This window comes from Streptomyces sp. NPDC012474, from assembly GCF_042955185.1.
Classification (GTDB): domain Bacteria; phylum Actinomycetota; class Actinomycetes; order Streptomycetales; family Streptomycetaceae; genus Streptomyces; species Streptomyces cahuitamycinicus.
Genome location: NZ_JBIBEP010000007.1, coordinates 317,800 through 342,845, shown reverse-complemented (window position 1 = coordinate 342,845; position 25,046 = coordinate 317,800). Strand labels below are relative to the sequence as shown.

The following is a 25,046-nucleotide window of genomic DNA, read 5'->3' as shown; positions in this document are numbered from 1 at the left end:
GGTCCATCGCGCCGTGCCGAGGACGGGCATCCCCCGGCGCGGCCCCGGCCCACCCTGGGCGAGAAGGCGAAGGACCCCCGCTAGCCCGCAGCCGTCGCCCCCGCGAAGTGCTCGCCCACCAGCGCCCGCACCACGTCCAGGTCCCGTGAGACCAGCGCGTCCAGCAACGCCGCGTGCTCGTGCGCGTCCGCGACCAGGTCGGCCCGCCCCCGAGCCCCCGGCCCACCGCCGGCCAACGGCCACTGCGCCCTGCGGTGCAGGTCCTCCGCGATCTGGACCAGCTGCTCGTTGCCCGAGAGGGACAGCACGGCCCGGTGGAACCGCCGGTCGGAGTCCGCATAGGTCGCGCGGCAGCCGGTCGACGCCGCGCGGACCGTCGCCTCGGCGAGGGGCCGCATCTCGGCCCAGCGTTCGGCGGGAACCGTACGGGCCAGCCGCAGCATCACCGGAACCTCGATCAGCGCCCGGACCTCGGCCAGTTCCGCCAGCTCCCGCACCCCCCGTTCGACCACCCGGAACCCACGGTTCGGCACGACCTCGACGGCCCCTTCGAGGGCCAGTTGCTGCATGGCCTCCCGGACCGGCGTCGCCGAGACCCCGAACCGATCGCCCAGCACCGGCGCCGAGTAGACCTCGCCCGGCCGCAGATCCCCCGCCACCAGTGCGGCCCGCAGCGCGGCCAGGATCTGCCCGCGCACCGAGGCCCGCTGGATCACCGGCCGGACCCGCGGTACGACCGGCACGGCCGGCGCGGGCGGCTCGCTGTGCGTGTGTTCCCCCCGCGCCGCCCCGGCCTGCTGCGGCACCCGCGCGGGCCCGGCGGGTTTCGCCGCTGCCGCCGCCGCTGCCCACGGAGTCCCCGTGTCCGCGGAGCCCTGCGCTCCCTGCCTCACGGGTCCTCCTCCGGACGTATCGGTACTTGGGGTCATTACGGCGGGTTGTTACTCGTCCGTCAAGCACCATAAGCGCCCCGGAGCCCAGTTCAAATCCTGGTCATGTTTTCGGAGATCGCGAGTAAGGTTAGGCTTACCTTCAAGAGCCCCGTTTCAGCCCGACGGATCGGTGATCACATGCCTGCGCCCCTTTCGGCCGTCTCCGGCGCCTACACACGCCTGGCCGAGATCCTTCCGGGGCTGGCCGTCACCGAACTGGACCCCGGGCACGAGACCCCGCACGGCGGCGGCTGGACCGCGGTCGCCGACCTCGCGGCCGCGGGCCCCGCCCTCGACCGCTTCCTGGCGTGGGACGTGGAGCAGATCCAGCGGGACTACGGCCGGCAGGCCCGCCCCGACGTCGTCGCCACTTTCGGCCTGCACCGCTACGCCTGGCCCGCCTGCCTGCTGATCACCGTGCCGTGGTTCCTGCACCGCCGGGTCCCCCGCTACCCCGTGACCCACGTCTCGTACGACCGCACCGCCCCGGGCCACGCCCTCGGACACCTGGCCGTCCGCCCCGCCGGCTTCGCCTGCCTGCCCGGCGACGAGGCGGCCGGGCTGCCCGGCGCCCGGGTCGTCCCCGACGAGGAAGCACTGCGTGCCGAGGTGCGGTCGGCGGTCGCCGAGCACCTGGAACCGGTCCTGGCCGGTTTCGGCCCCCGGATACGGCGCCGCGGACGCGCCCTGTGGGGCATGGCGACGGACGAGATCGTCGAAGGAATCTGGTACATCGCCCAGTCGCTCGGCGAGATCGAGGAGCGGCGCGCGATGCGCGAGCTGGAACTGCTCCTGCCGGGCGCGACCAAGCCCTACGTCGGCACGGCGGCGTTCCGGGAGCTGACCGGCCCCGGCGGCGAGCCGCTGCTCACCCGGGACCGCGCGAGCTGCTGCATGTTCTACACGCTGCGCCCGGAGGACACCTGCGCCACCTGCCCGCGCACCTGCGACGCGGACCGGGTCACCAAGCTGCTGGCCACGGCCAGTTGACGCACGGGCGGGGTCGATCGCTCCCGTCGTCCCGTAAGATCATCGCGGTACCGGACACCCACACGCCCAAAGGCGATTCACGACTTCCTCACGCGTCACGGAAACTTTCCGGGGAACCACCCGTACGGGTAGTCTTGTTCGAACTCAACTCCCGCCCCTCAAGCGCCAGTTCGAGCAGAACGCCGCCCTGAACAATCCCTTGCACTTCCTTGGCGGCCTCTTGCCCCGAAACCCCCTGAGGGCCGATGGGATTGGGCCAATATGGCGGGCGTTACGCCCTATCCCAATGCAAGGGACCACCCAGATGAGACTGACCGACATATCGCTGAACTGGCTGCTTCCGGGCGCCGTACTTCTCCTGGGCATGCTGGCGGCGGTGGCGGTGCTCGCGCGCGGCAAGCGCTCCTCGGTCAAGGACACGAGCGCGGACGACTCCTGGGAGCGCAGCGAGGAACGCCGCAGACGCAAGGAAGCCGTCTACGGCACCCTCTCCTACCTTCTCCTGTTCTGCTGCGCGGCCGTCGCCGCCCTGCTGTCCTTCCACGGCCTGGTCGGCTTCGGCGAGCAGAACCTCGGACTGTCCGGCGGCTGGCAGTACCTCGTCCCGTTCGGCCTGGACGGCGCGGCGATGTTCTGCTCCGTCCTCGCGGTGCGCGAGGCCAGCCACGGGGACGCCGCGCTCGGCTCCCGGATACTGGTCTGGACGTTCGCCTTCGCCGCGGCCTGGTTCAACTGGGTGCACGCGCCCCGGGGCGTCGGGCACGCGGGTGCCCCCCACTTCTTCGCGGGAATGTCCCTGTCGGCGGCGGTGCTCTTCGACCGCGCGCTGAAGCAGACCCGCCGGGCCGCCCTGCGGGAGCAGGGCCTGGTGCCCCGCCCGCTGCCGCAGATCCGCATGGTGCGCTGGCTGCGCGCCCCGAGGGAGACCTACCGCGCCTGGTCGTTGATGCTCCTGGAGGGTGTGCGCAGCCTGGACGAGGCCGTCGACGAGGTGCGCGACGACAAGCGCAAGAAGGAAGAGACCCGGCAGCGGCGGCGCGACCAGCAGCGCGTGGAGCGGGCCCAGCTGAAGGCGATCAGTCGCGGCCACCGCGGCCACTTCGGCCGTGGCGGCGGACGCCCGCTGGAGGTGCAGGTGGAGCGCGGCTCCTCGCAGGTCACCGCGGAGCCTGCCATATCCGCGCCGGAGCCCCTGCCCGTGCGCTCGCGTCCCTCCCTTCAGGCGGCCCGCAAAGGAGCTGACCCGGTGACCGTCGACCTCACCGCGGAGGACGACACCATGGCTCTGCCGCGTCTGGACTCCCTGGAGCGCAAGCTCAAGGACCTGGAGCAGCAGTTCGGCTGACCGGATCGCAGCACAGCGGCGAAGGGGCGTGGCCTGCGGGCCGCGCCCCTTCGGCGTTCACGCCGCCCCGGCCTCCAGCTCGAACCAGACGGCCTTGCCCACTCCGTGCGGCCGGACTCCCCAGGCGTCCGCGAGGGACTGCACCAGGAACAGACCCCTGCCGTTCGTACCGTCGTCGGCGACCGGTAGGCGCAGCCGGGGCCTGCGGGCCACGAAGTCCCGCACCTCCACCCGCAGTCCGCGGGGGCCGACGGTGGCCGTGAGAACCGCGTCGTGGTCGGTGTGGACGATCGCGTTGGTGACGAGTTCGCTGGTGAGCAGTTCCGCCACGTCCGACTGCCCCTGCTTCCCCCACTGCCCGAGCAGTTCCCGCAGGGCCCTGCGGGCTTCCGGGACGGCCCGCAGGTCCGCCCGCCCGAGTCTGCGCCGCAACTGCGGTGCCGGTTCCCGCTCCGTGACGTCGTCGGTCCCGTCCTCCACCGTCTTCGCCGAGAAGCCCCCGATCGCTATGGGACCGCCTAGTCGTGCCTGCCTCTCCATGACCCCCGCCCGCGCGCCGATGTCGGTTCCCCTCCTGCTCGAACACGTTCACGGGGATCCATGCCCCATCGGGAACGCGGCAGTCATGTCGAATCGTCAACGACCGGGTGTTCGGCCACCGGAACGGGGCGGGCGGCCCGGGCGGCGGGCCGCCGAGCGGCACTGCGGTGGAGGAGAGGGGGACAAGAGGGTAGCCGGTCCGGCTTCCCCGGCGGATCCTGACCGCCGGAGATCGGACGATGGGCCGACGGCCGGCTGCCGATCCCTGCGTACGCGGTGAAGGGCCGGGGCGGCGAACCGAGGTGCGCGGCGCTGCGGTGAAGTTGGCCGAAGTGCGACGGTCTTGACGGGCACCGGGACCGGTACGGGGCCGTCCTCCCCACCCCCGTGGCGGGAGGACGGCCCCGGTCTTCCAGCGGACGGGCGGTCAGTACAGCTTGTTGACGGCGGTGGTCGTCGTCTTCTTGAAGGCGGCTACGGGCGCGTCGTCGAAGTCGCCCATCTGACCCCACGACACGACGGTGACGGTCTTGCCGTCCCGTCCCACGGACAGCAGCGAGATGTCCGTGGCGCCCCAGGACGTCTCGGTGTGCAGGCCGCGGACGCGGGCGCCCTCCTCGACGGGCAGCGAACCGTAGTCCCGGCCCTCGGCCTCGATGTCCGGGGAGGAGTTCTCGATGCGGTCGGCGCAGGTGCGGATCAGATCGTCGTAGTGCTTCGCCAGGGCCTTGGCCAGGGCGGGTGTGCTCGCCACGACGGTCAACTGCACGGCGCCGGTGTCCAGGTCGGTCCGGAACTCCCGGTGCCGGTACTCGTAGTCGAGCACGCCCTCCGTACTCACGCAGAAGCCGAGTCCCTCCGGGAACCCTTCGGTGACCGGGCCGGCCGTCCAGGCCGAGGTCGGGTGCGGCGGCAGCTGGGACGCCGACAGGAACTTCGGTGCGGCGGCCTTCGGCGCGGCACCGGCGGCCGGTGCCGTGAGGACCGTGCCGGCCGCGAGGGCGGCGACGGTCAGGGCGGTGAGAGCGCTTGTTCGAATGCGCATGGACATGGGTGTTCCCCCGTGGACGAGTGCGTGGATGTGGTTGCCGCGCCGAGGCCGGCTGGTCGGCCCGGGCCTGGTCGGTGCGACACCAAGAGCATCAGCGGTCCCACCTCTCGAATGCAACAGCCGGCATCCGATCCGGCACGGTGGAACCATCCCAGCCCGTCTGACGTGCAGGTACATGGGGTGCCTGGGATGCCGTTCCGGGCCGGGCCGGGCTGAGAGAACGGGGGGAACGGTGTCGTTACAGGACGACGTCGACGACGTCGGGGAGTTCGCGGCGCTGCTGAGGACGCTGAAGGAGCGCACCGACCGCAGTTACGGTTCACTGGCCCGGCGCCTGGCCATGAACACCTCGACCCTGCACCGCTACTGCGCGGGCGAGGCGGTCCCGCTCGACTTCGCGCCCGTGGAGCGCTTCGCCGCCCTGTGCGGGGCGTCGGCGGAGGAACGTCTGGAGCTGCACCGCCGCTGGCTCCTCGCGGTGGCGGCGCGCCAGCGTCCCCGGCCGGCGAGCGCTACCGGCACGACGGAGACAGGCATGGCGGGGGCCGGCACGACGGAGACCGGCACGACAGCGGCCGGCACGACAGCGGCCAACACAGGCACGGATATAGACACGAACCCGAACCCGGACCCGGACCCGGACTCCGCCGCGGTGGACGGCCCCGTCGGCATCCCTGCGGAAGCGGACCCGCGTCCCGGCCGCCCCTGGTACCGCCGCAGACGCGTCGCGGTCGGACTGGCCGCCGCCTGCGCGGTGTTCGCGGCGCTCGGGAGCCTCGCCGCGCTGCCGGACGGGCGGCGTGCGTCCGCCGGCGACCGGCCCGGCACTGCCGCTCCGGCCACGTCCGGCACGCCGAAGACGGAAACAACCGAAACCCCGGCCGGGAAGAGCCCCTCCCCTACCCCGAGCGGCACCACCCCCGCTCCGCGGCGGTCTTCACCCTCCGCCGCCCCGAAGCGGCTGAAGCCCTCCCCGTCACCTTCTGTCCGCACCACTCCGCCCGCCGGTGGAACGGCCTCCGCCGTCCCCCTCACCTGGTCCGCCGACTCCCAGGCGTGGAAGCTGGGCTGCGGTCACGACTACATCGTCGACGCGCCGCCCGGGCAGGTGCCACCGCCGCCGGTCCCCCAGGACGCCGGGGTCTGGGCCGCGTCGCAGAACGCCGTGCACGGCGGCGAGACGCTCGTGCGGCTCTCCGTGCAGGGGCGGACCGACACGGCCGTCGTGCTGGAGGCGCTGCGCGTGCGCGTCGTGGGGCGCTCGGCACCCGTGCCGGGCAACGCCTACGCCATGAACCAGGGCTGCGGCGGTTCGATCACCCCGCGTACCTTCGACGTGAACCTGGACAAGGACCGCCCCATCGCCCGCGCGGTCGCCGGGGGCGGCGTGGACGGGCCGATCCCGGCGGTGCGCATGCCCTACCGGGTCTCCGCCCGCGACCCCGAGGTGCTGCTGGTCAACGCCAGGACCCAGGGCTGCGACTGCCGCTGGTACCTGGAGCTCGACTGGTCCTCCCAGGGCCGCACGGGCACGGTCAGGATCGACGACGCCGGCCGCCCGTTCCGGACCAGCGGCATCAAGGGCCTGCCGCGCTACACGTACGACACGTCCGCACGTGCGTGGAGGCCGTACAGCTAGAACCGGGGCACGTTGCGCAGGTTGGAGCGGGCCATCTGGAGCATCCGGCCGACCCCGCCGTCCAGCACGATCTTCGAGGCCGACAGGGCGAAGCCGGTCACCATCTCGGCCTTGATCTTCGGCGGGATGGACAGCGCGTTGGGGTCGGTGACGACGTCGACGAGGGCCGGTCCCTTGTGCTTGAAGGCGTCCTTCAGCGCGCCGGCGAGGTCCTTGGGCTTCTCGACACGCACCCCGTACGCACCGCAGGCACGGGCGACGGCGGCGAAGTCGGGGTTCTTGTTGGCCGTGCCGTACGAGGGAAGCCCGGCGACCAGCATCTCCAACTCGACCATGCCGAGGGAGGAGTTGTCGAACAGGACGACCTTCACGGGCAGGTCGTACTGCACCAGCGTCAGGAAGTCGCCCATCAGCATGGAGAAGCCACCGTCGCCGGACATCGACACGACCTGCCGTTCGCGGTCGGTGAACTGGGCGCCGATCGCCATGGGCAGCGCGTTCGCCATCGAGCCGTGGGAGAAGGAGCCGATCACGCGGCGGCGGCCGTTGGGTGAGATGTAGCGGGCGGCCCAGACGTTGCACATGCCGGTGTCGACGGTGAACACGGCGTCGTCGGAGGCCACTTCGTCGAGTACCGAGGCCACGTACTCGGGGTGGATCGGCGTGTGCTTCTCGACCTTGCGCGTGTACGCCTTCACCACCCCCTCCAGCGCGTCCGCGTGCTTCTTCAGCATCCGGTCGAGGAAGCGGCGGTTCTTCTTCTCCTTCACCCGCGGAATCAGACAGCGCAGCGTCTCCCGCACGTCGCCCCACACCGCGAGGTCCAGCTTCGAGCGGCGGCCGAGGTGTTCGGGCCGGATGTCGACCTGGACGATCTTCACGTCGTCGGGGAGGAAGGCGTTGTACGGGAAGTCGGTGCCGAGCAGGATCAGCAGGTCGCACTCGTGGGTGGCCTCGTAGGCGGCGCCGTATCCCAGCAGCCCGCTCATGCCGACGTCGAAGGGGTTGTCGTACTGGATCCACTCCTTGCCGCGCAGGGCGTGCCCGACCGGCGACTTGATCTTCCCGGCGAACTCCATGACCTCGGCGTGCGCGCCGGCCGTGCCGCTGCCGCAGAAGAGGGTGACCTTGCCGGCGTCGTCGATCATCTCGACGAGCCGGTCGATCTCGGCGTCGCCGGGGCGGACCGTCGGCCGGGAGGTGACGAGGGCGGTCTCGGCGGCCTGTTCCGGGGCGGGCTCGTCGGCGATGTCACCGGGCAGGGTGACGACGCTGACGCCGCTGCGGCCCACGGCGTTCTGGATGGCGGTCTGGAGCAGCCGGGGCATCTGCTTCGGGCTGGAGATCATCTCGCTGTAGTGGCTGCACTCGGCGAACAGCCGGTCGGGGTGGGTCTCCTGGAAGAAGCCGAGGCCGATCTCGCTGGACGGGATGTGCGAGGCCAGGGCGAGGACCGGGGCCATCGAGCGGTGGGCGTCGTAGAGGCCGTTGATGAGGTGGAGGTTGCCGGGGCCGCAGGAGCCGGCGCAGGCGGCGAGCCCGCCGGTGATCTGCGCCTCGGCGCCGGCGGCGAAGGCCGCGGTCTCCTCGTGCCGGACGTGGATCCAGTCGATGGCGGAGTTGCGCCGGACGGCGTCGACGACCGGGTTGAGGCTGTCGCCGACGACGCCGTAGAGGCGTGTGACTCCGGCGCGGGTCAGGATGTCGACGAACTGTTCCGCGACGTTCTGTGTGGCCATGGTTCTCGTCTGCCCTTCGGTCTCCTGGGATCCCTCCGGGTTCCATCAAGTCACACGGGCAGCGCTCACGCCTCCCACACCGCGGCGGCCGTCCGGTCGTCCGCATAACCCTTGACCCGTACCTGGGAATCGGCGAGGAACGCGGCGAGGCCGGGCGGGTCGGGGCGGGACCACCGCTCGGCGAGGTACTCGCCCAGTTCGGGCTCGCCGCGCAGGGGGTCGGCGAGGCCGCCGCTGCACATCAGGAGCGCGTCACCCGGGCGGGCGACGGAGGTCCGGAAGCGGAAGGGCTCCCGGGGCGGCTCCGGGGCCGGTTCGTACGGGCTCGGCGGAGTCGGGATGCCCAGGTCCATGGTGAGCCGGTCGCCCCCGGCCGTCTCGGAGGGCGGCGAGCCGAAGCCCATGACGGGTTCGCCCTTGCCCTCGGCCACTTGCGGCTCGATGTCCTGCCACTCGCCCTCCCGCAACCGGAACAGCCCGCCGGGCCCGACCCCGAAGAACACCCGCGTACGGCACTCGGGGTCGGCCGACAGCAGCAGGCAGCGCAGGCTGGCCGCGTACTCGCCGGGATCGACGCCCTGCTCGGAGGCGCTGGCCCGGAGCTTGCCGAGGCTGCGGTCGGTGAGGCGGTGCAGCCCGGACTTCAGGTCGCCGCGGCGGCCGTCCCTTATGTCCTCGACCAGCCGTGCGTGGCTGCGGCCGACGGCCCGCCCGATCCAGTGACAGGCCTCGGCGGCGGCCCGGTGCGCGCCCGGCGTGGCCCGGGCCCCGGTCGCCGTCGCCACGAGCAGCAGCGCGTGCTCCCCCGTGCCGAACCGGGCGGTGAGCAGCGCGTCCCTGCGGGGCTCGCCCCGGTACCGCGCGGAGTCCCCCCGCACGGAAACGGCCCGCAACGTCCAGGCCCCGTACCGGGCCCCCTCCAGCACGGTGTCCGCCACGAGGTCGTCGAGGTCGTCCGGATCGGCGGCCGGGAGGGCGGTGGGTTCGGCGTCGTAGGTGGGGGGCCGGGTGCCGACGTGGCCTCGGGGCCGCGGGGTGGGCGTGGGGCGCTCGATCCGGGAGCCGGGCCGGTCGGGCGGGGGGTCGGTGGCGTGCGGGCCCGGCGGCTCGGCAGGGGGCGGCGGCACGGACGTCTGATCAGCCCGGCTCGACGGCTCGGTGCCGGTGCCGGGAGGCCTGGGCGGCCGGTCGGCCGGGGGCGCGGGTGGCGCGGCGGGGCGCGGCGGCACGGGTGGCCGGCCGGCCGGGGCCGGGTACGGGGCCTCCCCGAGGCCGGCGGCGGGCGACACGGGCCCGCCGGGACCGGTGGGATTGACGGGATCGATGGGCCCCACGGGATCGGTGGGCTCTGTGGCCGGGGCCGGGGTCGGCGGCGCGGGCCTGCCGGGTGGGTCCGCAGTCGCGGCCGGCCAGGCCGGAGGGGCCGTGGGTGGCGGAGGGACCGGATTCGCCGGTGGGCCGGGCATGCTCGGGGCGGGGAGCTGCTGCCCGGGACTCTCCGAGGACGTACGAGGGCCGGCTGAGGGCGGTGGCACGTCGCCCGGCAACTCGCCCGAGGGCCTGCCGACGTCGGCAGCGGGCGGGCCCGCGGCGCCCGGCCGCGCATCCGAGGGCGCAGGAGAGAGGCCTGAGGGCGAGGGCAGACCACCTGACCCCGGGCCCGAAGGCCCGCCAGGGTCGGCAGCGGGCGGGCCCGCGGCGCCCGACCGCGCGTCCGATGACGGTCCCGGGCCGGATGACGGCGAGAGCGGGCCACCTGACCCCGCACCCGTGAGCCTGCCGACGTCCGCATCGGGCAGGCCCGCGTCCGCCTGCGTACGGGGACCGGTCGGCGGGGCCTCGTCGCCCGGTCGCCCCTGCATGGGCGCGCGGCCGGACGGCTGCCCGGTGTGCCTCGGCGGTGTCGCCGCGTTCGGGAAGTTCTTGGGGCCGGCGGGCCGGGCCGGCGGCGGCTCCCAGGGTGCGCGCTGCGGGGGCCGGCCGTTCGGGCGGGTCGGGTCCGGTATGTCGTCGGCTCCGGTCCGGGGCGCCGGAACCGTGGGCTCCGCGCCGAAGGGCCGCCCGGCCGGCCGGTCCGGGGGCCCGGTCCGCTCCGCCCCGTCTCCCACCGCTCCCGACGCCGACGCGAACCGGTCGTCCAGGGAATCGCGTGCCGGTGTGGGGCCCGTGTCGTCGGTGGAGTCGTCGTACAACTCCCTCCACCAGTCGTCCTCGTGACCGGTGGGCCTTCCCCCCTGCTGACTCATGCCCTGATTGTCCACCGCACGAGCCGGATGAAAACGGGGCTTGTGGAAAAAACCGGCCCGTCACGGGACGCTGAACGGCACGTCGAGTGATCCGTAGAACGGTCATACGAAAATCCGGGCCGGCGGGCGGCGGGCGGCTGACCTGCGGGTCTGGGCCACGGACACGCTTCTGACCTGCGCGTTCTCGCGTGTTCCGGCAGGCTGGTCAGATGGGAGTGTGGGACCTCCTGCTGGTCGGGCTGGTCATCCTGCTCGGGCTGTGCGGAGTGCTGCTGCCCGCCATGCCGGGATCGTTGCTGGTGTGGGCCGCGGTCATGTGGTGGGCGCTGAAGGATCCGCAGCCCGTCACCTGGTGGGTGCTGGTCGGGGCCACGGTGCTGCTGCTCGTCTCCCAGGGGGTCCGCTGGGCGTTGCCGCCCCGCCGGCTGCGGATGAACGGCACCACCCTCCGCATGCTGGCCTGCGCCGGAGCCGGTTCCCTGCTCGGATTCGTGCTGATCCCCGTCCTGGGCGCGATCCCGGGATTCCTGGCCGGTGTCTACCTCTTCGAACGGGTCCGTCTCGGCCGTCACACGGACGCGGTCGCCGCCCTGCGCACGGTCATGCGCGCGGGCGGCTCCGGCATCCTGGCCGAACTGTTCACCTGCCAGCTGATCGCGGCGGCCTGGGCGGGCGCGGTCCTGTGGGGCTGATCCCTCACGCGGGCAGCACGCCCTCGTGCGTCAGCAGCCGTACCTTGCGGTCCAGACCCCCCGCATAGCCGGTCAGCGCGCCGTCCGCCCCGATGACCCGGTGGCACGGGCGGACCACCAGCAGCGGATTCGCGCCGATCGCACCGCCGACGGCCCGCACGGCCGCCCGGGGCGCTCCGATGCGCGCGGCGATCTCGCCGTAGGTCGCGGTCGAGCCGTAGGGGATGTCGTCCAGCGCGGCCCAGACCTTCTCCCGGAAGGCGGTGCCCTCGGTCCGCCGGGCCAGGCGGAACTCCTTCAGTTCCCCGGCGAAGTACGCGGCGATCTGCTCCTCGGCCTCCCGGAAGGGCCCGGGGTCACGCCGCCAGCCGTCCCGCACCTCGCGTCCGCCCTTCTGGCCGGGCACGGACAGGGAGGTCAGCTCGCCGGTCGGGGCGGCCGTGAGGAGCAGCGGCCCGAGCGGGCCGGTCACAGTCGTCCAGTAGGTCGGGTCGGTCATCAGAACTCCCACTCCCCTGCTGCGCGCAGGTGGTTGACGGCGTACGAGCGCCAGGGGCGCCAGTGGTCGGGGACGTCATGGCCGGGGGGTGCCACGTCCGGGTCGCCGAGGGCGCGGGTGCGGATCTCGGCCACCGTACGGGCGTCCAGGCCGGGCACGGCATTCAGGGCCTCCTGCGCGTCGTCCCGGTCGGCGCCCGGGTCGAGCCGTACGGCGTGGTCGGCGAGGGCGGCGGTGAGCGCGCCGAGGGTGCCGCCGGGCTCGGCCCCGGCGAGGACGGCCGGCTCGGGGAAGAGGTGGGTGAGGCTGCCGCAGGGGGCGTCGAGCGTCTTGCCGTAGCGGCGGACGAGCCGTTCCGCCTCCGTGCGCCCGGTCAGGGCCCGCACCGCGAGTTCCTGCGGGTCGGCGGTGCCCGGTGAGCGCAGCCCGGGCCGGGCTCGGACCAGGGGTGCGAGCCGCGGGTCGGCGGCGAGGCGCTCGTCGACGGCGTAGGGGTCGGCGTCGAGGTCGAACAGCCGCCGCAGCCGCTGGACGGCGGTGGTGAGGTCGCGCGGGTCGGTGAGGTGCAGCCGGGCGTCGAGCCAGCCGCCCGGGTGGGCGCCGCTCCCGGTCCGGGCTGTGCCCGGGGGTTCGTCGACGGCGACGATGCCGGTGCCGTACGGGAGGCGGAGGGTGCGCCGGTAGGTACGGGTGCCGGGCGGGCCGCTCACCTCCTCGATGCCGGGTACGGCCTCGCGAGCCAGCAGGTCGAAGACGGGTCCGGCCCGGTAGGGGCCGCGGTGGGCGAGCCGGAGCGGGATGCCGGCGTTCGGGGTGGCCGCGCGGCGGCCCCGGCCGGTCTTCGGCGCGGCGGCGCGCAGCCGGCTGGGGGTCGACGCGTACACCGCCCGGATCGTGTCGTTGAACTGCCGCACGCTGGCGAAGCCCGACGCGAACGCGATCTCGGTGATCGGCAGCTCGGTGGTCTGCACCAGGACGCGTGCGGTGTGGGCCCGTTGGGCCCGGGCGAGGGCGACGGGCCCGGCGCCGAGTTCGGCGGTGAGCTGCCGCTGCACCTGCCGTGCGCTGTAGCCGAGGCGTCCGGCGAGCCCGGCGACGCCTTCCCGGTCGACCACGCCGTCGGCGATCAGCCGCACGGCCCGGCCCACCACGTCCGCGCGGACGTTCCACTCGGCGGAGCCGGGCACGGCGTCCGGGCGGCACCGCCGGCAGGCCCGGAAACCCGAGCCCTGCGCGGCGGCGGCCGTGGCGAAGAACCGTACGTTGGCCCGCTTCGGGGTGACCGCGGGGCAGCTCGGCCGGCAGTAGATGCCGGTCGTCTCGACGGCGAAGAAGAACACGCCGTCGAAACGGGCGTCGCGTCCGCGTACGGCCTCGTACCTGCTGTCTTCGTCCGTTCCCTGGTCCATCACCCGTCCAGTCTCCGCCGTCGGCCGGGCGGCCGCTGGCGGAAATCGGACACCGCGATCGGGCCGGGGCCCGGGGGCGGGACCCGATCGGGCCGGGGCCCGGGGGCGGGACCCGATCGGGCCGAGTCCCGGGCGGGCGGGACACGACCGGACCAGGACCCGCGGGGCGGGGACACCATCGGACCAAGGCCCTGGCGCCGCGACGCGATCGGACCAGGGCCCAAGCGACAGGACACGATCGGGCCAGGTCCGAGGCCCCAGGACACGGCGGCCCAGTCCCCAGTCCCCCAGGCCGGGAGAGGTCAGGAACGCCGGTACGGTCCCCGCTTCGCCTCCATCGCGGCCTTGCCGATCGCCCCCTTCCGCTTCCAGTCCTTACGGATCTCGGCCCGGAGGCGGGCATCGGTCTTGGCGACGATGCGCTGGTTCTCCCGCTGGAGCTTGCGGTAGCTCTGCAGCCGCCGTTCCGCCAGCTCACCGGTCTCGATGGCGGCCAGCACGGCGCATCCCGGCTCGGCCTCGTGGGCGCAGTCGTGGAAGCGGCAGCGCTCGGCCAGCTCCGCGATCTCGGAGAACACCTGCGAAACGCCGGTCTCGGCGTCCCACAGGCCGACGCCCCGCAGGCCCGGGGTGTCGATCAGGACGCCGCCGCCGGGCAGGGCGAGCAGGTTGCGCGTGGTCGTGGTGTGGCGGCCCTTGCCGTCGACGTCCCGGGTGGTCTGGACGACCATGACGTCCTCGCCGAGCAGCGCGTTGGCGAGGGTGGACTTGCCCGCGCCGGACTGCCCGAGCAGCACGGACGTCCCCCCGCCGACGAGCGCGGCGACCACGTCGAGCCCGCCCCCCTCGACGGAGCTGACGGGCACGACCGGCACGCCGGGCGCGGCCGTCTCCACGTCCTGGACGAGGTACGAGAGGGTCACGGCGTCCGGCACGAGGTCGGCCTTGGTGAGGACGACGACGGGCTGGGCCCCGGATTCCCAGGCGAGCACGAGGAAGCGCTCGATGCGGCCGAGGTCCAGTTCGACCGCCAGGGACACCGCGATGACGGCGTGGTCGACGTTGGCCGCGAGGATCTGCCCCTCGGACCGTTGGGAGGAGGTGGAGCGGACGAAGGCGGTGCGCCGCGGCAGACAGGTGCGGACGTAGCGCGGGTTCCCGCCGGGTTCGACGGCGACCCAGTCGCCGGTGCAGACGACGCGCAGGGGGTCGTGCGGGGTGACGAACGCGGTGTCGGCCCGCAGCAGCCCGTCGGCGGTGACGACGTCGCACTGCCCGCGGTCGACGCGCACGACCCGGCCGGGGAGGAGGCCTTCGGCCTCGTACGGGGCGAACGCCTCGGCCCAGGCCTCGTCCCAGCCGTAGGGAGTGAGCGCGGTGGAAACGGATGAAGCGGAGGAGGAAGACAAGGGTGACCCTTCCAAGGTCGGCCCCCGGCCCGACAGTCGGTCGGATCAGCCGGCGGCCACGGAGGTGGACGTGATGAACTGGATGCGGGCAGCGCTCGTCGCAATGACAGCCATCGGTCGACACCTCCTCTACGCTCGTCGCTTTGCTTCGTGGAACCGCCGTGTGTGCGGAACCGCCGTAACGCTATCCCGTCACGGCGGAGGCGCGTCAACTGCTTTTCGCGCAGGCGTGGCCGTTCAGCTCGAAGTCGTACGGCGGTGAGTTCTTGCCCCGCCAGGAGGAGATGAATCCGAAGGCCAGGTCGCCGCCCGCGGGGACCGACTTGTTGTAGTCGGCGGCGGTGGCGGTGACGCGGGAGCCGTCCTGGGAGACGGAGGCGTCCCAGATCTGGCCGACCCGCTGGCCGTCCCGGAAGGACCAGGCGACGCGCCAGGAGTCGAGGGATTCGGCGCTGGTGACGGTGACGGTGGCCTGGAAACCGTCGGGCCACTGGTTGACCAGGTCGTACTCGACCCGGCAGACGGGTTCCGCGCTCTCGTCGGGTTCGGTCCGGGCGGTGGGCGAGGAGGTGCCCTGCGGTTGGGTGTGGCGGTTGTTGTCTTCCGAGGCGCCGGGCTTGCGGGGCTGCTTCGTGCCGCGGGTGGTCTGGTCGGCCGGCTTCGAGGTCGCGGGCGGCAGGGACGGGGCGGACGGCAGGGGCGGCGCGGGGTCGGCCACCGGCTGGCGGTCGACGCCCCCGGGTGCGCCGAGGTCGTCGCCGGCGCCGCCGAAGGGCATCAGCGAGACGCCGAGGGCCAGCACGGAGACCAGAACCGCGGCGACGAGGAGGCCGTTGCGGGCGACGCGCGCCTTCTGCTCCCCGTCCTGCGGTTCTCCGGCCGCCTTGTCCGCGGAGCCGGGGCGGCCGACGCCGAGCCGTACCTCGGCGGCGCGGCGGCGGCGCTCCAGGTAGGCGAGGCCGCCCCAGCCGATCACGCCGCCGGCCAGCGCCCCGGGCAGGGATCCGCCGTGCAGGCGCAGGCAGGCGGCCGCCTCGGCGCACTGCACGCAGGTGGCAAGGTGCCGGGAGAGGTCGTCCGGGGTCTCGGCGGCGGAGGAGCGGGTGACGGCGTCCAGCAGCCGGGCGTAGCTGCGGCACCGGGCGTCCATCGGCGTGTCGAGGTGGTTGCGGTGGCAGCGGTCCCGGAACAGGGTGCGCACCTGGCGGAGTTCCTCCGCGGCGCCGGCCGGGTCCAGGCCCAGGCGGCCGGCGACCAGGGCCGGCGGCAGCGCCTCCACCTCGGTGAACCACAGCAGTTCGGCGTCCGCCTGCTGGAGGTCGCGCAGGCCGCGCAGCGCGAGCGGTCGCTGCAGGGGCGGGCCGGAGTAGCGGGCGGCCTTGTCGGAGTTGAGCCACAGGCGCAGGTCGGGGTCGAGTTTGTGGCCCTGTCCGCCTTCCTCCCAGGCCGCGGCGGTGGTGCGGACGGAGGTCAGCAGCAGGGGTATGCGGGGCAGCAGGGCCGGGCGCCGGGCGCCGCGGACCTGGCCGGTCTCCGCGGCGCGGGCCTCGCGTATGCCGTGTGCGAACGCCTCGCGGCCGAGCTGTGCGGCAGCCGTGGAACCGGACGTGCACAGGTCCGCGTACGCGAGGACCGCGTCCCAGCACTCGGAGAACAGCGCGGCCTCGGAGGCGTCCTGAGGGGTCGGCAGGTCGGGCATGAGTCTCCTGCGTTCACAAGCGAGGTCAACTCACCACGTCGGCATTGGAGTTGGGGGGAACCTCGCGGCGGTGCAAGAGCTTTTCACGCCTCCCACACAACTGACAAGCGCCCTGTTCAGATATCACGACAGGACGGCCGCCCCCCCATGGCTCCGGCCTCGGAGTGTCATACGGGTACGGCCGCCCTGCGACTCAACGTCGTGCCACCGGAAGGGGCGATGTCATCGAACTGTTATCAAACGGCGGTGGGTTCGTCGGCCGGGAGGCTGTCCATGAAGGAACTGACCGAGAAGACCGCGTTGCCGGCGCCGGGCGGGCCGTAGCCGGGGGGCGAGGAGAGGCCGAAGTCCTCCATGGTCTGCCGGTAGGCCTGGAGCAGGCGGATGTGGTACTCCAGCGGCGCGCCCTGCGGGTTGGCCTTGCCGAGCGGCGTCGTGGGCTCCGGGCACCAGGTGGTGAAGCGGGGCGTGATGCCGTGCGACATGAAGAAGCGCAGGCCCTCGGTGGTGGACGCGATGGCCTCGTCGACGGTCGTGAACCCGGAGGGCGCCGCCATCTCCACGCCGGCCACGAAGTTGGGGATGACGTTGCGGGCGCCGAAGACCTCGGCCGAGTCGAGGATGCGCTTGTGCCACTCGTCGCGGCCGACGTAACGCTCCTTGCCCGGGCAGTACAGCTCGAACAGGCGGCGGTCCCACACCTCGTAGTTGGGGTGGTAGATCTGCACGCCGTAGTCCTTGAAGCGCTGCACGTCGTCCTTGGGCAGCGCCTGCGCGACGACCTTGCCGATCCAGCGGCCCGGGAAGTGCTCCTCGATGGCCTTGGCGTACATGCCGTAGAAGTCGGCCTCGTCACGGCCCTGCAGCTTCGAGGTGATGGCACCGCCGGTGAGCGTGTACGCGGTCGACACCTTCGCGGTGTCGTACCGGTTGATGATGTCCAGCGCTTCCAGGACCTCGTCGACGTCCTTCACGCCCGTGTACGGCCGTCCGGCCGCCTTGTGCTGGCGCCAGTTGTGGTTGATGTCGCAGTACTGGCACTCCTCCTTGGCGCCGAAGTACTGGCAGACCCGGAAGACGGTCAGGTAGATCAGGTAGCCCCACTGGATGGTCGGGGCGACCTCCATGACCGACTTCCCGCTGGCGAGGGTGTGCCGGTAGTACTCGGGCATCGGCGGCACGCCGACGTCGGAGATCCGCTTGCCGTCGAGGTAGAGGCCGAGCACGCCGTCCTCGTTCGCCGCGACACGGTAGGGCGAGGCCGGGTTCACCCGCACCGAGACGACGGTGCGGCGCAGGTCGTAGGGGCCGCCGGTGAGGATGATCTCCTCCGGCGGGCGGCGCAGCGCGGCCTCGCCCAGTTCAGGCAGGGTCCCGTGGTCGAAGGAGAAGATGAAGTACGACTTCGGCTTGACCTCTCCGCTCTCGTTGTCGCTGAGCGCGGACGGGTCGAAGGCGACGCCGCCCCGGAGCAGGTCCTCCTTGAAGACGGCCTCCCGCGGCACGTGCGGGAACCGCTCCATCAGATCCTCGACCAGCGCGGTACGGCTGCCCATCCCGTTGCTCCTCCCGGTTCGGACGTACGACTCCTCACGGTATGCCCATCGGTGTACGCGGCCGGTACCGGGTCCCCCCGAGCCGACGGAACGCCCCGTTTGTGGCGTTCTGGCGAGTGTCATGAATCAGGCTTCGCGCTCCAGCGCCGCCCAGTCGACCGCGTACGCCGGCTCCTGCCCGGCCAGCAGCCGTTCCGCCTCCTGGGCGACCGACATGCCGAGCCGGGCCAGCTCATTGCCCTGGGAGCCCGCGAGGTGCGGGGTGACGAAGGCACCGGGCAGGTCGTAGAGGGGCGAGTCGGCGGGGAGCGGCTCCGGGTCGGTGACGTCGAGGATCGCGGTCAGGCGCCCGGTGCGCAGCTCCGCCACGAGGGCGTCGTGGTCGACCAGCGCGCCGCGCGCGGTGTTGATCAGCACCGCCCCGTCGGGCATCAGGGCCAGCTCACGGCGGCCGATCATGCGGTGGGTCTCGGGCGTCTCGGGGGCGTGGACGGTGACGATGCCGGACGTGCGCAGCAGCTCGTCCAGGGGCAGCAGGGGGGCGCCGAGCGCTGCGGCCTGGCGTTCGTCGACGTACGGGTCGCTGAGGACGGGCCGCAGGTCGAAGGGGCGGAGCAGTTCGAGGACGCGACGGCCGATGCGGGAGGCGCCGATGACGCCGACCCGGCGGCCGTAGTTGCCGATGCCGGGGATGACGCCCCAGCCGGCGGAGACGCGGGCGGTGCGCATCCGGTCGCGGGCGGCGAGGACGTCCTTCCCGGCGAGCAGGATCATGGCGAGGGTGTACTCGGCGACCGGCAGCGCGTTGGCGACGGCCGCCGAGGAGACGGCGATGCCGCGCTCCCTGAGGGCGACTGTGGCGAAGGACTTCACGGATCCGGCCGAGTGCAGCACCGCACGCAGCCGGGGAGCGGCGTCGAGCACCGCCTCGTCCAGCCGGGGGCATCCCCAGCCGGTCACGAGGATCTCGGCCCGGGCCAGCGCGCCGAGGACGCGTGAGTCGGTGAAGTCCTGGGCCACGAGGCCCGGTTCGATGTCCACGGACGTGCGCAGCCGGGCCAGCACCTCGGGCGGGAAGACCTGCGGCACGTTCTCGGGGGTCATGGCGAACAGTGCCTGGGGGCGCTGGCTCAAGGAGGTGACCTTCCGGCTCGGGAACGAGAAGCGAATGCGATAGAAACCGCTCTCTACGATGCCCCACGGTAGGCGGAGCCGGGCGGCGGCGGCAATGGACGGCGGGCCGGGGTAGGTTCCGGCGGGGGCTTCCCGGCCCCCGCTGCCTCGGGGAAGGACGACGTGGATGAACGAGACCGTGACCAACTGGGCGGGCAACATCACCTACGCGGCCAAGGAACTGCACCGGCCCGGCTCGCTCGCCGAGTTGCGCGCGCTCGTCGGGGGCAGCGACCGGGTGCGGGTGCTGGGCAGCGGGCACTCGTTCAACGAGATCGCCGAGCCGGGCCCCGAGGGCGTCCTGCTGTCGCTGGCCGACCTGCCCCCGGAGGTGGATGTCGACACGGCGGCCCGGACGGTCCGGGTCGGCGGCGGTGTGCGCTACGCGGAACTGGCCCGCCGGGTGCACGGGCAGGGACTCGCGCTGCACAACATGGCGTCCCTGCCGCACATCTCGGTGGCCGGGTCGGTCGCGACCGGCACCCACGGCTCGGGGGTGCTCAACGGGCCGCTCTCGGTGTCCGTGCGCGAGGTGGAGCTGGTCACGGCCGACGGCTCGGCGGTGACCATAGGCCGGGACGAGGAGCGGTTCGGCGGCACCGTCACGTCACTCGGCGCGCTCGGGGTCGTCACCGCGCTCACCCTGGACCTGGAGCCGGCCTACGAGGTCGAGCAGCACGTGTTCATCGAACTGCCGTCGGAGGGCCTGGACTCCGGGGTGTTCGAGACGGTGATGGCGACGGGGTACAGCGTCAGCCTGTTCACCGACTGGCGGGAGCCGGGCTTCCGGCAGGTGTGGCTCAAGCGGCGCACCGACCAGCCGCTGCCCGCCTTTCCCTGGGCCGCTCCGGCCACGGAGAAGATGCATCCGGTGCCCGGTATGCCCGCGGTCAACTGCACCGAGCAGTTCGGCGTGCCGGGGCCGTGGCACCAGCGGCTGCCGCACTTCCGGGCGGAGTTCGTCCCGAGCAGCGGGGCGGAACTGCAGTCGGAGTACCTGCTCCCGCGCGGGCATGCCGTGGAGATGCTGCACGCGCTCGACGCGATCCGGGAGGCCGTGGCCCCGGTTCTGCAGACCTGCGAGGTGCGCACGGTCGCCGGTGACGACCAGTGGCTGAGCCCCTCCTACGGGCGCGACACCGTCGCGGCGCACTTCACGTGGGTCGAGGACACGGATGCGGTCCTGCCGGTGGTGCGGCTGGTCGAGACGGCACTGGCTCCCTTCGGGGCCCGGCCGCACTGGGGGAAGGTCTCCACGGTGCCCACCTCGGCCCTGCCCGGGCTGTATCCGAGACTGGGCGACTTCCGGACACTGACGCAGGACCTGGATCCCCGGGGGAAGTTCACCAACGCGTTCGTACGGGGTGTGCTGGCCGGGGCGTAGAGGGCCGGAGGCGGCGGCCGTCGGCGGACGGCCCGGAGGTGGAGGGCCCGGAGGTGGAGGGCCCGGGGACCGACAGCCCAGGGACCGACAGTCCGGGACCGACGGCTCCGCCGGTCGGGCCCGCGCGCGTGGCCGCGGGCACGGCCTTCGGGTGTGCGGCCCTCGTGCAGGCGGTAGCTCGCCGACGGCCGGACGGCCGGGCACGGTGTCGCCGACCCGTCGGGGCACGGCCGACGGCCCTGGCACGTCGGGGTCCGGCGGCTCACCGGGCAGAGGGCGTGCGGGCGCGTAGGTCGGATCGCCGCGCGTGGGCACGGGTCATGCGGGCACGCCGGTCAGGTCCCCGCACGTGGGCACGGGTCGCGCGGGCGCGTCGGTCAGGTCCCCGCACGTGGGCACGGGTCGCGCGGGCACGCCGGTCAGGTCCCCGCACGTGGGCACGGGTCGCACGGGCACGCCGGTCAGGTCCCCGCACGTGGGCACGGGTCGCACGGGCACGCCGGTCAGGTCCCCGCACGTGGGCACGGGTCGCGCGGGCGCGTCGGTCAGGTCGCTGCGTGTGGGCGGCCGCGGGTGGCGGAGGTCGTGACCCGGTCGGCCTCGTCCTGGACGAGCAGGGACATCAGAGACGCCACGGTCAGGCCCGCCTCGGCCGGGTGGCGCAGTACCTTGCCGGGGTCGATCCGGTACGTGTTACTGCGCCCCTCCCGGGTGTGGGAGAGGTATCCGTCCTGCTCAAGGTCGGCGATGATCTTCTGCACGGCTCGCTCGGTGAGCCGGCAGTGGGCCGCGATGTCCCGTATACGAGCACTGTGATTGTCGGCAATGGCGGCCAGCACGCGGGCATGGTTGGTGAGGAACGTCCATCCGCTGTGTGGCTCGGGCACTCCATCCATGCCCCAACTCTAGCGACCGAACATTCGCGCACCCAAAAACACGTACTTCGTTTCATGTATCGGTTGACGTGCATGGGGTAGGGAGGGAACGCTGGAAGCGGAGGCAAGGCGAAAGAGCAAAGGGAGAACAGGGCCATGCCGGAGCCTGCGCACGCTGCGCGGTCCCACACGCAGGAGGACGCCGCACCCACGGCGGGCGACAGCGCGCCGACGGCGATCCCGCCCTGCATGGCAACCATGGACGTCGTTCCGGACGGCGACCGCATGACCGTGTCGATGTGGGGTGAACTCGACCTGGGCAGCCGGGGATTGCTGCCCGAGCTGTACGACATGCTCACCCTGTCGGGCGGCGGCGTCGACCTGCGTCTGGACGCCGTCGGGTTCTGCGACTGCTCCGGCCTCAACGCCCTGCTCGATCTGCGCACCCGCGCGGTCGACCAGGGCAAGACCGTCACCATCCGGTCCTGCGGCGTCGCGGTCGAGCGCCTTCTCGACCTGACCGGCACGCGAGAGCTGTTCACGGACTCCGCCCGGCCGGAGCGCCCCGCGCCCCCTGCCCGGCCCGACACCGCCCCACCGGAGGAGGGCGGCCAGGACCTCCGTGCCGAGGTCACCCAGTTGCGCCGCGCCATGCAGACCCGGCCCACCATCGACCTGGCCCGCGGCATCCTGATGGCGTCCTTCAACCTGACCCCCGAGGCGGCCTGGAGCGTGCTGGTCAGGACGTCCCAGAACACCAACACCAAGCTGCACCACCTGGCCCGGGATCTCGTGGGCACGGTAGGCGGCAGCACACTGCCGGAGCAGGTGCAGCAACAGCTTTCCGCCGCGGTCGCCGGCGCGAACCGCCCGGGTGAGGCCGCGGCCTGCCCGACGGGCCCCGGCGAGGACCGGGACTGAGACACCGGGCGCCGACGCACCCGGCGTGAGGCATCATGGGCAGGCCATGCCCGGCCACCTCCGCTCCTTGCTGGGCGAGCACTTTATAAAGCCCCTTTCCAAACCCCTTGTCGAAAGTCCCGGCAGCCCATAGCCTTGCGCCGCGCCGGTGCCGACGTCGACCCGGCCCGGCCGGTCTGGGAAGGAATGGGGCACCCCGGTGAAGCGCACATCACGTGACATCCGCACCGCGAACCGCTACGAGGTGCTGCGCCAGATGATCGCGGAGTCACCCACCTCCCGGCAGGAGCTGGCAGCCGCCACGGGCCTCAGCCTCGCGACGGTCGCCACGCTCGTCGGCGAGCTGCTCGACCTCCGCATGATCACCGAAGTCGGCTTCGAGGACTCGGCGGGCGGGCGCCCCCGGGGCCTGGTCGCCGTCAACTCCTCGGGCGGCGCGCTGATCGGCGTCGACATCGCCGAGACGTACGTCCACGTCGAGCTGTTCGACCTCGGGCTGAACGTACTGGCCCGCGCCGAGGAGGACGTCCGGCCCAGCGAGAGCCTGCCCGAGCAGGTGGTGGGCCATGTGGCCACCGCCGTCGGCTCGGTGGTGATGCAGGCCGGCATCGAGGGTGCCCGGGTGCTCGGCGTCGGCGTGAGCGTGCCGGGGCAGGTGGACCGCGCGACCGGCACCTCGGAGTACGCGCCCAACTGGGACTGGCACGACGTACCGCTCCTGGACCTGCTCACCGAGCACATCGCCTACCCGCTGTACCTGGACAACCCGCTGCGCGCCAGCGCGGTCGCCGAGCTGTGGTTCGGGGCGGCGCGCGGACGCGGGAACGCCGTGGTGGTCAACCTCGGGACCGGCGTGGGCGCCGGGCTCGTCCTGGGCGGCGGGCTGCACCGTGGTGTCAGCAACAGCGCCGGCGAGTGGGGCCACACCACGATGGTGCTGGACGGGCGCCTGTGCCGTTGCGGCAACCACGGCTGTGTGGAGACGTACGTGGGCGCGCGCGGCATCATGCTGAACCTGCGGGAGATCGGCCCCGACAGCGAACTGCTGCACGCGGACGACCAGACGGCGACCATCGACGCCCTGGCCCGCGGAGTCGCGGCGGACGACCCGGTGGCGCGCCGGGTCGTCCACGAAACCGCCCGCTACCTGGGCGCCGGCGTCGCGGACCTGGTGAACCTGTTCAACCCCGAGATCGTCGTGCTGAGCAGCTGGGTCGCCCGCACCCTGGGCGAGCCGCTGCTGCACGAGGTGCGCGAGGCCGTGACCCGGCACGCGCTGCCACGGCCGCTGGCCGCCACCGAGATCGTCCTCTCCCCGATCCCCACCGACCCGGTGTGCCTGGGCGCGGCCACGTTCGCGCTCGAAGGCGCCCTCCAGGCCGTCGGGCAGAAGAACGGCAAACGCACCGCACCCGTGAGGAGCCGCACCACCGCCCCGCCGTCGTAGCGCGGAATCAACTCCTCCGCACCCCCCGCGTGTTCGAAATGGCGAACGGGATACAACGCTTCGCACAGACTTCGTCCAACCCCTTGCCGAAGCCTTAGCCGAAGCTCTAGCGTCCCGCACCGCACCTCTCTTTGAGCCATCTGGCGCGAGCCCCCGGGCCGTGAGCCATCAGGCAGTGAGCCGCAGAGCCGCAGCCGCACTCGAGACAAGGACGTCAGCATGTCGGCATCGAGCAACATGAACTGGGACCGCCGAAACGTACTGCGGGCCGCGATGGGCCTGGCCGCCGTGGGCGGACTCGCCGCGTGCGGCGGCAACACCGGACGCGGCGGCGGGTCCGGGTCGGGCACCAACCTGACGCAGATGTTCCACGCGTACGGCGAGGCAGGCACCGAGCAGGCCATCAAGCGGTACGCGAAGGCGTACAAGGACGCCAACGTGACCACGCAGTGGATCACCAGCTCGGACTTCGAGAGCAAGCTGTTCTCGGCGCTGCTCACCAAGAACGCGCCGGATCTCTTCGAGTTCCACCCGCAGATCCAGATGGTCAAGAGCGGCCAGGTGGCGGATCTGACCGACCTCGTCGAGCCGGTCAAGGACGACTTCAACCCGGCCGACATCAAGTCGCACACGGTCGACGGGAAGATATACGGCGTCCGCATGATCGACGACCCGCAGTTCTTCTTCTACCGCAAGTCGATGCTGGAGAAGGCCAAGGTCGAGGTGCCGACCACCCTCGACGAGCTGATGGAGGCCGCCGCCAAGCTCACCACCGGCAAGGTCAAGGGCCTGTACATGGGCAACGACCTGCACAGCGTGAACGACACGTTGATCTGGTCGTCCGGCGCCCAGCACCTCAACGAGAAGAACGAGATCGCCTACCACACGGACGGCGTCGTCGAGGGCCTGAAGAAGATGCGCCGGCTGTTCACCAGCGGCGACCTTCTCCTCGGCGCTCCGACCGAGTCCTGGGACCCCTCCTCGTTCAACCAGGGCCTGTGCGCCATCCAGTTCTGCGGCATGTGGGCGATGCCGGCGATCCAGGACGCGCTCGGCGACGACTGGGGCGTCTTCCCCTTCCCGAAGGTCACGGACTCCGGAAAGCCGTCCGTCTACAACGGCGGCTGGTCGATGTTCGTCAACGCCAAGAGCAAGAACGTCGACGCGGCCAAGGAGTACGTGAAGTGGCTGTGGATCGACCAGGCGGAGTACCAGGAGGACTGGGCCACCTCCTACGGATTCCACATCCCGCCGCGCACCTCGATCGCCGCGAAGGCCGACAAGCTCAAGTCGGGGAACGCCGCTGAGGGCGTCAAGCTCTTCAACGAGTTCGGGCACTTCGACAACATCGGCTGGACCCAGGCCATGCGCACCGCTTTCGAGGACGTCTTCGCCAACTCCGTCCGCAAGAACATGGACCCGGAGAAGGCCCTCGACAGGTGCGACACGGCAGTCAACCGCGAGCTCAAGAAGCTGTTCGGATAGGTCGCGGGACGGACC

Annotated in this window: 20 protein-coding genes; 8 read left to right on the top strand and 12 right to left on the bottom strand. The window is 72.6% G+C overall.

Going from position 1 to position 25,046, the window contains the following annotated elements:
- Nucleotides 1-80: 80 nt before the first annotated feature.
- On the bottom strand, nt 81-893 hold the full coding sequence (locus ACFY9S_RS18665) for an FCD domain-containing protein (RefSeq protein WP_391129496.1): 813 nt from the start codon (nt 891-893) through the stop codon (nt 81-83).
- 177 nt (nt 894-1,070) lie between these two features.
- On the opposite strand from ACFY9S_RS18665, the gene ACFY9S_RS18660 reads away from it, so the two are divergent.
- Nucleotides 1,071-1,922, top strand: coding sequence for a (2Fe-2S)-binding protein (locus ACFY9S_RS18660; RefSeq protein ID WP_391129493.1), 852 nt, complete (start codon nt 1,071-1,073; stop codon nt 1,920-1,922).
- Between the two features lie 304 nt (nt 1,923-2,226).
- Nucleotides 2,227-3,267, top strand: coding sequence for a DUF2637 domain-containing protein (locus tag ACFY9S_RS18655; protein ID WP_102913248.1), 1,041 nt, complete (start codon nt 2,227-2,229; stop codon nt 3,265-3,267).
- 57 nt (nt 3,268-3,324) lie between these two features.
- On the opposite strand, the gene ACFY9S_RS18650 is transcribed toward ACFY9S_RS18655, so the two are convergent.
- Together ACFY9S_RS18650 and ACFY9S_RS18645 are read right to left on the bottom strand one after the other, a co-directional pair.
- Nucleotides 3,325-3,807, bottom strand: coding sequence for an ATP-binding protein (locus ACFY9S_RS18650; RefSeq protein WP_391129490.1), 483 nt, complete (start codon nt 3,805-3,807; stop codon nt 3,325-3,327).
- A gap of 427 nt (nt 3,808-4,234) precedes the next feature.
- The gene (locus ACFY9S_RS18645) at nt 4,235-4,858 is read right to left on the bottom strand and encodes a hypothetical protein (protein WP_391129487.1); all 624 of its coding nucleotides are present in this window, start codon (nt 4,856-4,858) and stop codon (nt 4,235-4,237) included.
- 232 nt (nt 4,859-5,090) lie between these two features.
- Here ACFY9S_RS18645 and ACFY9S_RS18640 point away from each other — a divergent pair, with 232 nt between their 5' ends.
- Nucleotides 5,091-6,497, top strand: a complete 1,407-nt coding sequence (locus ACFY9S_RS18640; RefSeq protein WP_391129484.1) for a helix-turn-helix domain-containing protein — start codon at nt 5,091-5,093, stop codon at nt 6,495-6,497.
- Here the strand turns inward: ACFY9S_RS18640 and ACFY9S_RS18635 are convergent.
- Together ACFY9S_RS18635 and ACFY9S_RS18630 are read right to left on the bottom strand one after the other, a co-directional pair.
- A complete protein-coding gene (locus tag ACFY9S_RS18635) occupies nt 6,494-8,236 on the bottom strand; it encodes a pyruvate dehydrogenase (RefSeq protein WP_391129481.1) in 1,743 nt (580 codons plus the stop codon). The genes ACFY9S_RS18640 and ACFY9S_RS18635 overlap by 4 nt on opposite strands.
- A 65-nt stretch (nt 8,237-8,301) precedes the next feature.
- Nucleotides 8,302-10,098, bottom strand: a complete 1,797-nt coding sequence (locus tag ACFY9S_RS18630; protein WP_391129601.1) for a protein phosphatase 2C domain-containing protein — start codon at nt 10,096-10,098, stop codon at nt 8,302-8,304.
- A 593-nt stretch (nt 10,099-10,691) separates the two neighbouring features.
- Here ACFY9S_RS18630 and ACFY9S_RS18625 point away from each other — a divergent pair.
- Nucleotides 10,692-11,174, top strand: coding sequence for a DUF456 family protein (locus ACFY9S_RS18625; RefSeq protein ID WP_391129478.1), 483 nt, complete (start codon nt 10,692-10,694; stop codon nt 11,172-11,174).
- Nucleotides 11,175-11,178: 4 nt separating this feature from the next.
- Here the strand turns inward: ACFY9S_RS18625 and ACFY9S_RS18620 are convergent, their stop codons facing one another.
- The 6 genes from ACFY9S_RS18620 to ACFY9S_RS18595 form a co-directional block, all read right to left on the bottom strand.
- Nucleotides 11,179-11,673, bottom strand: a complete 495-nt coding sequence (locus ACFY9S_RS18620) for a methylated-DNA--[protein]-cysteine S-methyltransferase (protein WP_391129475.1) — start codon at nt 11,671-11,673, stop codon at nt 11,179-11,181.
- Nucleotides 11,673-13,082, bottom strand: coding sequence for an AlkA N-terminal domain-containing protein (locus ACFY9S_RS18615; RefSeq protein WP_391129472.1), 1,410 nt, complete (start codon nt 13,080-13,082; stop codon nt 11,673-11,675). The genes ACFY9S_RS18620 and ACFY9S_RS18615 overlap by 1 nt, the downstream gene beginning before the upstream one ends.
- Before the next feature lie 302 nt (nt 13,083-13,384).
- The gene (gene rsgA / locus ACFY9S_RS18610) at nt 13,385-14,491 is read right to left on the bottom strand and encodes a ribosome small subunit-dependent GTPase A (RefSeq protein WP_391129469.1); all 1,107 of its coding nucleotides are present in this window, start codon (nt 14,489-14,491) and stop codon (nt 13,385-13,387) included.
- A gap of 208 nt (nt 14,492-14,699) precedes the next feature.
- A complete protein-coding gene (locus ACFY9S_RS18605) occupies nt 14,700-16,190 on the bottom strand; it encodes a cellulose binding domain-containing protein (RefSeq protein WP_391129467.1) in 1,491 nt (496 codons plus the stop codon).
- A gap of 236 nt (nt 16,191-16,426) precedes the next feature.
- The gene (locus ACFY9S_RS18600) at nt 16,427-17,746 is read right to left on the bottom strand and encodes a radical SAM protein (RefSeq protein WP_102912238.1); all 1,320 of its coding nucleotides are present in this window, start codon (nt 17,744-17,746) and stop codon (nt 16,427-16,429) included.
- A 126-nt stretch (nt 17,747-17,872) separates the two neighbouring features.
- The gene (locus ACFY9S_RS18595) at nt 17,873-18,880 is read right to left on the bottom strand and encodes an NAD(P)-dependent oxidoreductase (RefSeq protein ID WP_391129464.1); all 1,008 of its coding nucleotides are present in this window, start codon (nt 18,878-18,880) and stop codon (nt 17,873-17,875) included.
- Between the two features lie 166 nt (nt 18,881-19,046).
- Between ACFY9S_RS18595 and ACFY9S_RS18590 the strand changes: the two genes are divergently transcribed.
- Entirely contained in the window at nt 19,047-20,303 is a 1,257-nt protein-coding gene (locus tag ACFY9S_RS18590; RefSeq protein WP_391129461.1) for a D-arabinono-1,4-lactone oxidase, read from the top strand.
- Between the two features lie 545 nt (nt 20,304-20,848).
- Here the strand turns inward: ACFY9S_RS18590 and ACFY9S_RS18585 are convergent.
- Nucleotides 20,849-21,199, bottom strand: a complete 351-nt coding sequence (locus ACFY9S_RS18585) for a MarR family transcriptional regulator (RefSeq protein WP_391129458.1) — start codon at nt 21,197-21,199, stop codon at nt 20,849-20,851.
- Nucleotides 21,200-21,334: 135 nt separating this feature from the next.
- On the opposite strand from ACFY9S_RS18585, the gene ACFY9S_RS18580 reads away from it, so the two are divergent.
- From ACFY9S_RS18580 to ACFY9S_RS18570, 3 genes are all read left to right on the top strand, one after another.
- Nucleotides 21,335-22,099 carry an ANTAR domain-containing protein gene (locus ACFY9S_RS18580; RefSeq protein ID WP_391129455.1) on the top strand — a complete coding sequence of 255 codons (765 nt, stop codon included), beginning with the start codon at nt 21,335-21,337 and terminating at the stop codon, nt 22,097-22,099.
- A 199-nt stretch (nt 22,100-22,298) separates the two neighbouring features.
- Entirely contained in the window at nt 22,299-23,546 is a 1,248-nt protein-coding gene (locus tag ACFY9S_RS18575) for an ROK family protein (RefSeq protein WP_391129452.1), read from the top strand.
- 219 nt (nt 23,547-23,765) lie between these two features.
- Entirely contained in the window at nt 23,766-25,031 is a 1,266-nt protein-coding gene (locus tag ACFY9S_RS18570) for an extracellular solute-binding protein (protein ID WP_391129450.1), read from the top strand.
- Nucleotides 25,032-25,046: the final 15 nt, after the last annotated feature.